At 51.1% G+C, this 12,765-nt stretch carries 7 protein-coding genes; 2 read left to right on the forward strand and 5 right to left on the reverse strand.

What is annotated here, in order from left to right; all coding sequences use genetic code 11:
* Window positions 1-562: 562 nt before the first annotated feature.
* Genes FFM82_RS06480 through FFM82_RS06495 form a run of 4 tightly spaced genes read right to left on the reverse strand, consistent with a single transcriptional unit; the run spans window position 563 to window position 6,842 of the window.
* Window positions 563-1,954, reverse strand: coding sequence for a glycoside hydrolase family 1 protein (locus tag FFM82_RS06480; protein ID WP_137645051.1), 1,392 nt, complete (start codon window positions 1,952-1,954; stop codon window positions 563-565).
* A gap of 7 nt (window positions 1,955-1,961) precedes the next feature.
* Window positions 1,962-2,846 (reverse strand): ROK family protein, encoded by an 885-nt coding sequence (locus FFM82_RS06485; RefSeq protein ID WP_137645052.1) that lies wholly within the window; start codon window positions 2,844-2,846, stop codon window positions 1,962-1,964.
* Window positions 2,847-5,546: an alpha-mannosidase gene (locus FFM82_RS06490; protein WP_137645053.1), complete on the reverse strand. Its 2,700-nt coding sequence runs from the start codon at window positions 5,544-5,546 to the stop codon at window positions 2,847-2,849.
* A 6-nt stretch (window positions 5,547-5,552) separates the two neighbouring features.
* Window positions 5,553-6,842, reverse strand: coding sequence for a glycoside hydrolase family 125 protein (locus FFM82_RS06495; RefSeq protein WP_137645054.1), 1,290 nt, complete (start codon window positions 6,840-6,842; stop codon window positions 5,553-5,555).
* A 146-nt stretch (window positions 6,843-6,988) separates the two neighbouring features.
* Here FFM82_RS06495 and FFM82_RS06500 point away from each other — a divergent pair, with 146 nt between their 5' ends.
* Together FFM82_RS06500 and FFM82_RS06505 are read left to right on the forward strand one after the other, a co-directional pair.
* Window positions 6,989-8,050, forward strand: a complete 1,062-nt coding sequence (locus tag FFM82_RS06500; protein WP_137645055.1) for a GntR family transcriptional regulator — start codon at window positions 6,989-6,991, stop codon at window positions 8,048-8,050.
* Window positions 8,051-8,053: 3 nt separating this feature from the next.
* Window positions 8,054-10,189, forward strand: coding sequence for a GH92 family glycosyl hydrolase (locus tag FFM82_RS06505; protein ID WP_137645056.1), 2,136 nt, complete (start codon window positions 8,054-8,056; stop codon window positions 10,187-10,189).
* A 102-nt stretch (window positions 10,190-10,291) separates the two neighbouring features.
* On the opposite strand, the gene FFM82_RS06510 is transcribed toward FFM82_RS06505, so the two are convergent.
* Window positions 10,292-12,418, reverse strand: a complete 2,127-nt coding sequence (locus tag FFM82_RS06510) for an LPXTG cell wall anchor domain-containing protein (RefSeq protein ID WP_137645057.1) — start codon at window positions 12,416-12,418, stop codon at window positions 10,292-10,294.
* Between the last annotated feature and the right edge of the window lie 347 nt (window positions 12,419-12,765).

Here is a 12,765-nt window from a genome sequence, read left to right on the forward strand (position 1 = left end):
CGTTCGTCCTGAGCCAGGATCAAACTCTCAAATTAATGATGAGTTCTAAAAAGCTCATTTAAAGTTGTTCAAAAATTTATTTGCTAGCGAATTGACTTCGCAAATGTTTGCTCTTGATTCAAGATCAAGAGACCCTACACATTTGATTCGTCGAAACTTTGTTCAGTTTTCAAAGGTCTAATTCGTAACGTTAATTCCTTAACGCAACTTAATTATCATAACATCTAAGTTATTTTATGTCAACATCTTTTTTTCAAGAAGCAACTCAACTTAGAAATCATCATTGCCTTTGCGACAACAAAAACTATCTTATCAATTCCTAAACTATCTGTCAACAATTAATTAAAATTAATTTTGATAACTGGAATTATTAAGTTAACCCGTTCCTGTCGTTGCAGCAGCGTTTACTAATTTACCAATAATTTCAGCAACCGTCAACCTTTTATTTCAAAAAGACGGGTGCCAAATTTTGGCTACCCTGAGCACCCGTTTTAACGTTATCATCCGTAAACAAAAAGAAGTCGCGACCATCGTCACGACTTCCCCTTCAATTCATTCAGTTCTAATTATCAAATTGGTTACTATCACTCAGCTGCTTAAACCAGCCCGCCGACTTTTTCAACGTCTTAGTCTGCGTGTGGATATCGTCGCGAATCAGACCGTAGCGGTTATGGTAGGCGTGGTTCCACGACCAGCAATCGATCCCGCTCCAAACAAAGTAACCTAAACAGTTGGAACCGGCATCGATGCCCTTCGCTAACGCGGTCAGGTGGTCCTTCATAAAGTTGATCCGGTAATCGTCCTGAACGACCCCGTCATCATTAAGAAAACGTTCTTCACCCGCAACCCCCATCCCGTTTTCTGAAATGAACCACGGGATATTATGGTAGTTCTCGCGAATGTTGTTCGCAATGTCGGTCATCGCCTGCGGATAAATTTCCCAACCGCGGTCCACGTTCATCACGCGTCCAGGCATCGCGTAGTCCTTAAAGTAGATGTCCGGGAACCACGGCTGGAGGCTCTTCGGGCTAATATCCGGTCGCTGCACGCGGAACGGGTGGTAGTAGTTCACACCCAGGTAGTCGACCGTGTTGGCCGCAATAATTGTCGCTTCTTCCGGTGTCGCATCCCAAAGCACGCCATCACGTTTCAGGACCGTTTCCAACTCAGCCGGGAAGTGACCCAGAACGGCCGGATCCAGGAATAAGTTGTTCGACCATAACTCGGCGAACTTCGCCGCGGCTTGGTCGGCCGGATCATCCGACGCAGCGTAAGCCGGGGTTAAATTAATGATAATACCGATTTTTTTATCGTGACCCGGACACAACTGCCGAAAGGCCGCAATAACTTTGGCCGACGCCAAGTTCATGTTATACGCGACTTGGACCGCTTTCGGGCCGTCCTTTAAGCACGGATAGTGCCAACCATAGAGGTACTGACCGTCAACCACCACTTTCGGTTCATTGAACGTAAACCAGTCGTCGACCCGGTCACCGAACAGTTTGAAACACTGTTCGGCAAACTTCACAAATAGGTCGACAACGTGTTTGGACTCCCAACCGCCGTAACGATCGTACAGTTCAACCGGTAAGTCGAAATGGTGCAAGTTGATGTACGGCTTAATGTGGTGTGCCAACATGCTATCGATGACCCGGTTATAGAAGGCCACCCCGTCCGCGTTCAAACTAGCCGTTTCGAAATCGTCAATTAAGCGGGTCCATTGAATCGACGTCCGCAGCCCCTTGATTCCGGCTTGCGCCATCAATTCCAAATCGTGGTCGTAGTCGTTATAAAAGTTCGACGCCGTGTCCGGCCCAACGCCACTATCAAAGGCATCCGGTTCCGTTGCAAACCAGTAGTCAAAGACGTTTTGGTGCTGTTTATGGAAGTTACCTTCCGTTTGGGGTCCGGACGTCGCTGCACCCCAAATAAAGTCCTTTGGAAAAGTTACCATCGTTTTCTTACCCCGCTTTCGTTATTGACTGTTCAAAGTCGACCGCCGCACCACGCAGATTGGCTTCGTCAGTATAGTGACAAAGCGTTAACCGCGGCTTAATCGTCGCAATCTCGACTTGCTGATAAATGGCTTCCAGTGCTTTTTCAATTCCCGGAATCAACTGTGGGTTATTTGAAACCCCGCCACCGAGCACGATTTTTTCCGGGTCAAAACTGTATTGGAGGTTAAAGATGCCCTGGGCAAGCGCCGCGTACATCGTATTTAATTCACGCTGTGCGTCCAAATCGGCCTTGGCCGCTAAGGCGTAGAGCTCTTGACCGCTCATCGCCCCAGTCCGACCAGTCGCCGCTTGATAGCGCCGGATCGCGTTCGGAACGGTTCCCAGTTCGCTCAACGTCCCGTAGTCGTTAATTTTCGTGTACCCAAACTCGCCACCGAATAAGTGGGCACCGTGCCAAACCTGGCCGTTGAAAATCAACGCACCGCCGACACCGGTCCCAATCACCAGGAACGCTAGGCTGGTCACACCCTCAGCAGCGCCACCATCCAATTCGGCTAAGGCCGCACAGTTCGCGTCGTTTTCTAAACTAACCGGTAAGCCGAAGCGGCTCTCCAATTCAGCTTGAATCGGGAAGTTATGAATGTATGGAATCGCACTGGCCCCTTCAATGACCCCGGTCGTCTTGTTGACTGCTCCCGGTGAGCTGATGCCAACGCCCGTAATCGGTGCCTGCGCCTTCATCTTTTCAACCTCATCCGTTAATAAGGTCATGAACGCTTCCTTAGTTGCCGGCGTCTTAACGGCGTGGTGGTTCTTCAACTGGTGATCCTGCCAAAGGGCAAACTTGATGGTCGTCCCACCAATATCAACGAGTGCTAAAGTTGCCATCTACTTCGCCTCCGCATCTGGATAGAGCAGCGTCTTGATTTCTGCCGGCGCTAGTTGGTCAGCGGCAATGTCGAGCGGTTCCTCAAAGAAGTTGACCACTTGCGGTGTTTCACCCTTGAAGTCAACGTGTAAATCTTCGGCGTGGTGGCCAAGGTTGTACCCCCGGACCGTGACCCCGGTCGACTCGTTCGCCCGTTTAACACTCGTAATGGCAAAGGCCGGCGTAGTCGTCGTCAAATAGTGGCCTGTTTCCGGCAGTGCGCCACCATGAACGCCCGTTTGTTGAACGCTAAACGGTACTTGGACCGTTTGTGCCCGCTGGTAACTGGCAACCCGCTGGGCATGGCTGCCGTCGGTCAATTCCAAACTATAATGGAACGTAAATTCGCCTTGGCACTGGGCTTCCGGCGTAGCAAAGTAGCCCCAGTCGCCCATTTCGCCCACACAGCGCAGTAAGGTTACCGCAATCGTGTTATCATCCGGTAAAATTTCGTATTCGTTTAAGCCAAAGTTACCGACCGTGACCCCGTTATCCGCGTCAAACAAGCTGGTAAAGGTTTGCTGGTGTTGCGGGTTAGTTGGGTTTTGCCAAGTCTTAGCTGGCCGGTTCGGGCGGGTCACCGTTTCGTAAATCGCGTCGGTGGCGTTGGTCGTCGTATCCAAGTTGGTCGTGAAGCGTACCCGGACACGGTGATCCTTCATTTGATTATTTAACTGTGATTCGAACAACAACTGGCGGCTATTCGGTGTCAACCGAATCCGGGTCGTAATCGTCAACGGCGCTAAGGTCGTAGAACGCTTAGCCGTCCGTTGGGTAATGTCGACAACCCCGTGGGTTTCCTTAGCCAGTTGGTCATCCGCACTAACCGGGACTTCCAAATAGTTCGTCAGTTCTAATTCACTACCCACCGCGTCGTTGTGGACGAGGCGCACCCGGCTTGGGAAGTCGGTCGAAAGTAGCGCCTGGTTATCCGCCGTTTGCCGGTAAATGTATTCGTTCCCCATGTCACCGGTGTCTTCAAAGACCAGCATCTGCTGATAAGTCCGACCGGTCTCACGGTTCGTAACCGTTAAGCTACCATCGGCTTCAACTTGGACCTTGAGCCACCGGTTGCTAATGGTACGGTCGTCCGCATCCGGTGCTGCAACCGGAGTCACCGCGGCTGTGGCCGGCTGAACGGCCAGTGCTTGCCAGCCGAACGCCGGTAGCTCCGCAACGTTAACGGCCAAGACCAGTTCGATCGACTGGTAGGCCACCCGGAAGCGGTCCTTCGGTAAGTCGTAGTGGAACTCGATGTTGCGGTCGACAACCCGGAACGGCACTTGCTGACCACTGGAATCAACTACGGTTAACTCCGGCATGTCCGCTAATTCGCGTTCCAAGTCCGCGCGTTGTTCCTGAATCGTGCCGGCTTCGCTAAAGGCTCGCCGATCCCATTCGACCGTCACTTGGGCGGTACCGGACTTCGCAAAACCGGTCGTGTTAACGACGATAAACGGCTTCGCCGCCGAACCAAAGCCGGTGGTGGTGACCTTTGCCGCCAACGTTTCTAAGGCGTCCTTCGCGACAAACCGGGCCACTTCCTGCGACTTCGCAAAGCGGGTCAGCATTTCGCGGTGAACCGCGTCGACCGAACAGCCACAAATACTGTCATGCGGGTGATTTTGCATCAATAATTTCCACGCGTAACGCAAGCGGTCGTGCGGGTAAGCGTTCGCCGGGTAGGCCATCGTTGCTAACGGTTCAGCCTGGTTTTCCAACAAGCGTTCCGTCTTGGTATTTTCCTGCTTCAAATAAACCCGACTAGACGACGTGTTGGCTAACGTGTACCAGCCGTCGGTTTCCTGACTGGTTAGTTCGCCGTGGATGGTACTCATATCCTTCGGCAAGTCCGCGCTGAGCGTCTTTAAATAATCAGTAAAGTTAGTATGAATAAATTCGTAGTCCGGGTAAAGTTCGTTAGCAACCTTGATTGCTTCGGTCACGTCTTTTTGAACCGGCTGGTGGTCGACCCCGTTCATCATTAGTAAGTTATCCGTCGAAGCGAACCTTTCCGCGTCGGCTAATTTTTGATCCCAGAAAGCCTTAGCTTGTTTGCGGTCGACCGGAATTTCGTTCCCGTTACTGTACCAGTTGGCAAAGAGTAGCCCTAAGATTTTTGAACCGTCGGGCCCCTGCCACCACATTTCGGAGTATTGGGACTCGTAGTCGGCGTCACTGACCTGGTTATTGAAGCCGGTTGGGGTGACCCCGCGGCCGAACGCCGCCGTGTGTAAGTTGGCTAACTTCATCATTTGCGGCGTCTGGCCCATGTTCCCGAAGGTGTCCGGGAAGTAGCCCAGTGGCACTTCCTGGCCGTATTCACGGGCCTGGTCGCGACCAACGATCATGTTACGGACGTTGGATTCCGGGCTGATCAGGAAATCGTCTTGTAAAATGTAAAACGGTCCGATTCGGAGTTTGCCGGCTTGAATCGCCGCGGCTAATTCGGGTTTCCGTTCTGGCCGAACTTCTAGGTAGTCGTCCAGCGCAATCATTTGACCGTCTAAGTGGAAACTATCGAAGTCGGGGTCGTTCTTAAAAATATCCAATAAGTTGTCGATCAGGGTCACCAAGCGCATGTGGTGTTGTTCAAACGGCATGTACCATTCGCGGTCCCAGTGACTGTGGGAAATAATAAAGACTTTTTTCTTTGTCATAATTAGCTACCTTTCAATTTTAAAACCTAGTGTCGTCAGCAATAATTCGCAATACATCATGTTGGCCCAAGAGAACCATTCGCGGGTAAACTGATGGTCATCATCAACGTGGAACGATTCGTGCATTAAGTCGGTGCCACCGGTTGTCTTGATCAACGTCTGCAGAGCGGCCAACTGGTGGTCGCGACTACTAGTCGTCAGACCTTCCATGGCAATCGCAATCGGCCAGATATAATTTTCCGGCGTGTGGGGACTCCCCTGACCAGCCGCTAAAGTTCCGCTATAATAGTAGGGATTTTCCGGACTCAGTAAGGTTTGGCGGGTCCGTTGGTAATTGGCGTCCTGCAAGTCGCAGTAGCCCAAGTACGGCGCACTGAGGAGGCTCGGGACGTTTCCGTCATCCATTAACTTGGCGTTGCCTAAACCGTCGACTTCATAGGCGTAAACCTTGTCGCCGTTCGCGTTAGTCGTGTAGCCGTACGTTTCGATTCCGTCACGGACGGTCGTCTGCAGGCGCTTAGCACGCGCAACAATTTCCGGATCGTCGAGTACGCTACTGAAAATCGTCTGTAAGTAACCAAGAATTACGACCGCAAACATGTTCGCCGGCACTAGGTAGCCGTATTCACAGGCGTCGTCACTCGGTCGAAAACCGGACCAGATCATGCCGGTATCGGCAACCGGTGTTCCGCGACCATCGCGAACCAAGGTATCTTCCGGCCGGTCAATCGTTCGAATAAAGCGGTATGGCGAGGTCGCGTGGTGTTGTTCAACTTCAAAGGTCGTCAACAATTTCTTGACCCCCGCTACGAAGTTATCATCAAACTGCGCGGTCACGCCGGTATTTTTATAAAGTAGGTAAGCGAGTTGTACCGGGTAACATAGGGAATCAATTTCAAATTTACGTTCCCAGATCCACGGGCCCATCTCCGTTTGGTCAGTTTGGTGACCGTGACTGTTAGCGGTTTCATTAAAGGCGTTTGCGTAGGGGTCGATCGCCATGTTGAAGAACTGGCGTTGAACGACCCGCGTAATCAAATCAGCAATTTTCGGTTGTTCGTGGGCTAAGACGAGGTACGGCCGCACTTGGGCGGTCGAATCACGTTGCCACATGGCCGGAATATCCCCCGTTAAAATGAAAGCGTAGCCATTTTCGTCATCGGAAATCGTCGTTTCCAAGGTATTTAAGAACGTTTTTTGAAAGACCGTCCCAAACTTGGGGTCGAGCGGTTGACTGAGCTGGTCAACTTTAGAAACAAAGCCTTGAACTTGTGGATCAACGTAATTAGTCGTCATTTTGTCACCTCATATTTGATATATCATTTTCCATAATTATACCATGGCTACCCCGGTTGTCTATATCAAATACAACTTAATCTTCCCTTTTTTTCGTAAAAATGATATATTAAATAATAACTTAACCCGAGAGAAAGGACCTCGCCATGCCAAAGTCAGAACCACGTTACCTTACTATTTATAAACAGTTAAAAGAGCAGATCGTGTCGGGGACGCTGCAACCCAACGAACAATTACCGACCGAATTGCAGTTGGCCGACACTTACGGGGTTAGTCGCATCACATCCAAGCGGGCCCTGACTGAGTTGGAAAGCCGTGGTCTAATTTATCGTAAGCAGGGTAGTGGGAGCTTCGTCCAACCGAACAACCAGTTAACGCCCAATAAGCAACTGCTGTTCGTCCTGCCCTTCCCGACCGATGCCGGTCTGGGCGACTACGCGTCCGGCGTCAGCATCGCCGCCAATCGTCACCACTACCAAGCGGTAACGATGGACACCCATAGTTTCGCCCGCTTATCAATGACGGAGATTCGGCACAAGTATTCTGGGATCATCTACTTGCCGCAAGACTTGTACCAAGAAGCCGAATTAGTCTACCGTTTGAAGCTCGAGCGCATTCCGGTCGTCCTGCTTGATAAGTTATTCCCCGAGTTAGAAGTCCCGGTCGTCACCGCCGATAACTTCAACGGCGGGCAGTTGGCCACCCAGCATTTAATCGATTTAAAGCACCAACACATTCTATTTTATGCGAGTGCCCAACCGGTCCTACCAAGCTCGGTTTACGACCGCTACTTTGGTTACCTTAAAGCCCTGCACCAAGCCAACTTGGCGCCGGCTGCCACCATGCACGACCTACCGGAACTCGGACACTTCACGCCCGAAGCCTGGTTGATCTACTTAAAGCAGCGTCACATTACTGCCATCGTGGTTGAAAATGACTTGGTCGCCATTAACTTGATGAACAGCCTGCGGGCACTGGACCCGACCATTTGGGAACGGCTATCGATCGTCGGCTTTGATAATATTCAAGCCGCTAGCCTAACGTTCCCGTCCCTGACCACGATTGCCCAGGATTTCAAGGGCATGGGCGAACGAGCTGTCGAGCTCCTGCTTAGCAATCCTAAGGAAGCTAGTGTCGTTCGCCTTCCAGTTCAACTCATTCAACGTCACTCAACTCAACCACTTAATTTAAACCATCGGGAGGATTGAATCTTGCAAATCACTGATATTGATATTCGCCAAGGTACTGCCAACACGCCGGAACGCTCACACGGTAACTGCTTACCGTACGTCGGCGTTCCTTTCGGCATGAACTATTTTAGCGTCCAAACTAACGGTGCGGCCGGCGCCTGGTTCTTCCAACCGGCCAGTCCGCGCTTTGAAGGGATTCGCCTAACTCACCAACCCAGTCCCTGGATCGGTGATTACTGCCACTTATTACTGACGGCGGCGGCCTGGGAAGACCCAACGAAGCGCCCCGACCTCGTCGGTAACTACCGGCCAGCCGAAGCAACCTTTAACGCCCACCGGCTGGAAGTCTTCGACGACCACTTCAACGTCTTCACCAAGCTGGTGCCAACCACTTACGGGGCCGCCTTACGCTACACGTTCACAACGTTAGAAACCGCCCACCACGGGATTGCGCTCCAGCTTCCTGACCAGGGGCAGTTTAAGCTAACCGATACCGGTATCAAACTCGCCGTATCCGACTACCACGGTGGTGAGGACCCGAACCTCACCATGTACGTCGAATTAACGGTACCCAACCTTGACGTGGCAAATTCTGGTTTTTATGATCAAGACAATCATTGGCACGCCGCGACTAGTGGTCAGGGGCAACGGTTAACAATCATGATTGCGACCAAGGCCGCCCAACTGGACTGCTACCTCACCACGTCGTACGTTAGCGCTGCGCAAGCCCAATTGAACTTAAGCCGGATTCAGGAACAACCGTTAGAAGCACTCGAAAATGAAAGCGCCAACAGTTGGAACGATTACTTAAACCGCGTTAGTGTCCGCGACCACCATCCGGCCGTTGTCAAGACGTTCTACACGTGCCTATACCGGCTCTTCTTATTCCCGCAACGCTTTTACGAACTGGATATCGATAACCAGCCGGTCCACTACGACACCACGGCGCAAACGGCTAAGGCCGGGGTTCTCTATACTAATAACGGCTTTTGGGACACGTCCAAAACGGTGTACAGTTTATTCTCGATTCTGGCACCAGAATTATTACCGAAATTCCTGCGCGGCTTCCTAACTAGCTACCAGGAAACTGGCTTTTTGCCACGCTGGCTGGCACCCGACGAACGTGGCATGATGCCGGGGAACTTAGTTGACTCGATCATTGCGGAATGTGCAAAAAAGGGGATTGCCACCCAACTAATGCCCGAACTGTTAGCTGCCATGCGCGATAGCGATTCAAAGGCCGCGGCAAACGAACGTTACGGTCGCCAAGGGAGTGCCGACTACGACCTGCTTGGCTATATTCCGGCCGATAAGTATCCGGAAAGCGTCAACTGGACCCAGGACTACTCGTATAGCGATTACTGTATCGGTCAAGTTGCCGACACGCTTAAACAGCCGGCCGTTGCTGAAAAATATTGGCAGTTATCTAAGCGTTACTTAAACTTGCTAGACGCCGATAGTGGTTTCCTCCGCCCCAAAAATAGCGATGGTCAGTTCAAAGCCGACTTTGTGCCCGACCGCTGGGGCAGTGACTACACTGAGGGTAGCGCTTGGCAAAACAGTTACAGCGCCTTTCACGACATCCCCGGTTTAATGGTCGCACTGGGCGGTGCCGACCGCTTCGACGCCCAACTTACGGCACTGTGCAATACCAAGCCGAGTTACCACGTCGGCGGTTACCAAATGGTGATCCACGAAATGGCGGAAATGGCGGCGGTCGACTACGGTCAGTTGGCGATTTCCAACCAACCAAGCTTCCACCTGCCGTACCTCTTTGCTTACAGTGGCCACCCCGAAAAAACGCAGGTAACCGTCAAGCAACTACGGAAACTATTTAACGCCGGTCCGGAAGGCTTCCCTGGCGATGAAGACAACGGCTCAATGGCCGGCTGGTTCATCTTTGCCTGCCTCGGCTTCTACCCGGTTTGCCCGGCCAACGCCGAATACGTGCTGGGTATTCCAGCCTTTGACGCGGTTACGCTCCACCTCGATGGTCACGACCTCACACTGACCACCGCAAATAACCACGAGCATAACAACTTCGTCACTAGCGTTAAGGTTGACGGTCACGACTATCACGACCAACTGATCAGTCACGCCCAGCTGATGACGGCTCACCACCTGGACGCCCGCTTAGGATTAGTGCCAAGCAAATAAAATCGTAATTTAGTAGAAAAACGCTAGTCAGCAAAGATTGTTGACTAGCGTTTTTCATTAGGGTTGTACATTTATCTATTCGTTAAGTTAAGTTAAGTTAACTTACTTAGTCACCCGTTTTTTAGCGTTAAAACCGAACATCCCGGCAACGGCTAATACTAACGCGCCAATTAAGCTAAGGACACCGGTCGTCTTTTCATTAGTTTGTGGTAACGTTACAGCGTGGTTCCCAGCTGATGCGTCTACCGCATGGCCGTCACTAGTTGCAGCGGTCGTGGCCGCTGCAACGGGCACTACGGTTGTGTTCGCTGCACCGTGATCATTAATTGGATGACTTTCCGTTGAGTTAGTTTCACCGGCTGATTGATCAACCGATGAGGCTGGGGTCGTTGGGCATGGTTCCGGTGTTGGTGTTGAACCGTCAGGCGTTGTTGGATTATCGGTTGACGTGCTCGACGTTGTCGTCCCAAGGGTAGTTGAGTTGTCAGTGGTCTTGCCTGGCGCTGGTGTTGGCTGGGCCGTTAAACGAGCCAAAACAACTTGGCGCTTTTGTGCTAACGTTGCTTGCGCTTGTTCTAACGAAGCACTTAATTTTGCAACGGTTGCGGCCGTTGCAGTCGCCGTTGTTTTAGCTTTAGCAACTTCGGGACTGAGCGCCGCAACCTTATCTTGGTAATCGCGAATGGCCTGCTTAGCCACCCGAAAATCGGCTTCAGCTTTCGCAATTTCTTGGTCGGCAGTTGCTTCGTCGGCAGCCGCAGCGTCACCGGCTTGCTTGGCAGCGGTGAGGTCCGCTTGCGTTTTCGCCAAGGCGTCCTTAGCTTGATCTAACGCAATTAAGGCTTCGGCAACGGCGGCGTTGCTGTCGCCTTCAAGGTTATCAAGGTTGGCTTGGGCTTGCGTTAAACTTGCTTGATTCTTATTTAAATCAGCAGTTATCGTTGCTAGATTATCGTTAGCTTGTTTCAACGCTGCTTGAGCGTTAGTAGCGGTGTCTGCGACTTCTTCGGTATTTTTAAGTGCCGTGTCTACCTGATCAACCGCGTTGTTTAACGCTTGCGCGTCATCGTAGATTCCTTTAAGAATTTCTTCCTTACCAGTTTCACCGGCAAGTGTCTCTTCTGCTTTTTGTAAGCGATCTGGTAACGTGGCCAAATCTTCAACGGCAGTAGCCGAATCAGCTGTCCCAGTCAATGCCGCCCGTGTGGCCGGTTGTTCCTCCATTGGGAATTGGGCACTCACTTGTTCACCAATTTCAGTAATGTTGGCTAACTGATTTTTTAAATCCGCAACTTTATCGGCTGCCGCCTTCGTAACTTTTGTTTGCTCCTCATAGTTTGTTTTGGCCTGGTCTAAGGTAACGTGATTTTCGGATTCAAAGTTGGCTTGGGCTCGTTGTGCGTCTGTTAACGCCTTCTGAGCAGCTGGTAACTTCGCCTTTGCCGCGTTGGCGTCATCGAGTTTCTTTTGGGCGGCGTTGACGTTAGCGGTCGCATCAGCCACCATTACTTGTTCATTTGCAACGGCGTGCTTTAAATCAGCAATTTTTGCTTTGTCAGCCGTATGCGGATCGTTAGCTTCCGTAACCGCGTTTGCCTGGGCCTTATTCAGGGCCTGTTCGGCATCTTTCACGGCGGCTTGCTGTTTTGGTAACTTATTTAACGCGTCCGTGACCTGACTTTCAGCCGTTTGTTGGTCCTTTTGAGCTTGGGCTTTATGGTCATAGCCCTTGTCCCGCGCATCCTTAGCAGCCGTGAAGTCTTGTTCAGCTTGGTGTTGCTTGTCATGGGCAGCTTGGTAGGCGGCTTCTTGTTGCGCTAATTCATGTTGCGCCGCACTATCGGTCTTTTTTGCCGCGTCAAGTTGGGACTGAATCTTGTTCGTCGTCTGCTTAGCTGCTTGAGCGGTAGGATCCTTTTCAACTTGCGATTGCACCGCGTCGTTTAAGGCCGTTGCGTTCAACGGAACTACTTTCCGCGTCGTTGGTTTAGCTGGCGTTACTTGATGGGATTCAGTAGTGGTTGTCGGAGTCAATGAAGCCGACTTTTTAGTGGCTTGTACACTACCAGTAACTGTCTTACTTGCTGGCGCCGTCACAGTTTGGGTCGTTTGAACGTTGGCGTCAGCCACCGTTTGGTTAGTCGTATCCGCTGAAGCGTTCAGTGAGGTACTGGACAAAGTTCCGGCGAGTAAAGCGGCGCCGGTCAAGATTTTGGTTGAAGTTTTCACAAAAAATCGCTCTTTTGGTAGGTTCCTACCGATTTAGTTTAGCCAATTTCTCATTTTAGTCGTTGGCTTGGTACGATTCCATTCTGAACACAATCAACCAAAAATCAAGTTATAACCAGTTTTAGCGGGGATTTATCCGGGTAACCACTCACGGGTTATCCATTAGAAAATGATGAAAATTATTGGTTGCCAACCACCGGTACGGGCATCCCGTTATCCGGGATCAGTATCCGTGCCACCCCAGGACGCAAGTATGCTGAGCCACTCAATACGTTTCCCGCTACTCGGGCTAATTGGTGCGGTTGTTTATACTTAAAAACAGTTTTTAAATATCATTAATCCTTTAT

It is taken from the genome of Lactiplantibacillus plajomi (genome assembly GCF_005405405.1).
In the GTDB taxonomy this organism is placed as follows: Bacteria; Bacillota; Bacilli; order Lactobacillales; family Lactobacillaceae; genus Lactiplantibacillus; species Lactiplantibacillus plajomi.

What these genes read in the sequence shown, in the direction of transcription:
- FFM82_RS06480 (WP_137645051.1), bottom strand. Translation starts at nt 1,954, where the DNA reads ATGGTAACTTTTCCAAAGGACTTTATTTGGGGTGCAGCGACGTCCGGA.
- FFM82_RS06485 (WP_137645052.1), bottom strand. Translation starts at nt 2,846, where the DNA reads ATGGCAACTTTAGCACTCGTTGATATTGGTGGGACGACCATCAAGTTT.
- FFM82_RS06490 (WP_137645053.1), bottom strand. Translation starts at nt 5,546, where the DNA reads ATGACAAAGAAAAAAGTCTTTATTATTTCCCACAGTCACTGGGACCGC.
- FFM82_RS06495 (WP_137645054.1), bottom strand. Translation starts at nt 6,842, where the DNA reads ATGACGACTAATTACGTTGATCCACAAGTTCAAGGCTTTGTTTCTAAA.
- FFM82_RS06500 (WP_137645055.1), top strand. Translation starts at nt 6,989, where the DNA reads ATGCCAAAGTCAGAACCACGTTACCTTACTATTTATAAACAGTTAAAA.